A 505-nucleotide genomic window follows, 5' to 3' on the forward strand; every position below is an offset into this window, starting at 1 on the left:
CACCAGGCTCACGAGGATGTTCCGGTGCCGGGCTTTTGCAGCCAGTCCGGCAGGCCCCGGGTTTCCTCCTCCGGGACCTCCGGTTCCTGCGCAGCCTGCGCGCTCCTGGCCAAAGACTCCAAGAGCGCGGATGCTTTTCCCAGAACATCGACCGCGGCCTCGGACTGTTCGAGCTTTTTCCTCAGGGCCGCGTTCTCGCGCCGGAGCCGCTCCAGCTCCGCCCGGTCCCGTTTGTCCATCAGCCCGCCCTTCACATACGCGGCCGAGCGGCCGGCGGAACCGGGCGGCTTCAGCAGCCCCGCCTCCCGGGCCCGCGCCCAGTCACGGGCCGTCCTGGCGTTAATTCCCACCGTACGGCAGAAAGCGGCCTTGGAACCCTGGTCGATGCACTTGTCGTACTCCTGCAGCAGTGCCCACCGCTCCTCGGCGGTAAACCGGTGCTGCCTGGACGGACGAACAGGCAGTTCCATGAACTTCTCCGATCCCCGCCCCTGCGCCAGCCCGA

At 68.1% G+C, this 505-nt stretch carries 1 protein-coding gene; it reads right to left on the reverse strand.

All coding sequences use genetic code 11. The features are described 5' to 3' along the window. Window positions 1-8: 8 nt before the first annotated feature. A partial coding sequence (locus HGG74_RS21100; RefSeq protein WP_205762294.1) for a hypothetical protein occupies window positions 9-505 on the reverse strand: 497 nt, incomplete at its 5' end.

The organism is Arthrobacter mobilis, assembly GCF_012395835.1.
In the GTDB taxonomy this organism is placed as follows: Bacteria; Actinomycetota; Actinomycetes; order Actinomycetales; family Micrococcaceae; genus Crystallibacter; species Crystallibacter mobilis.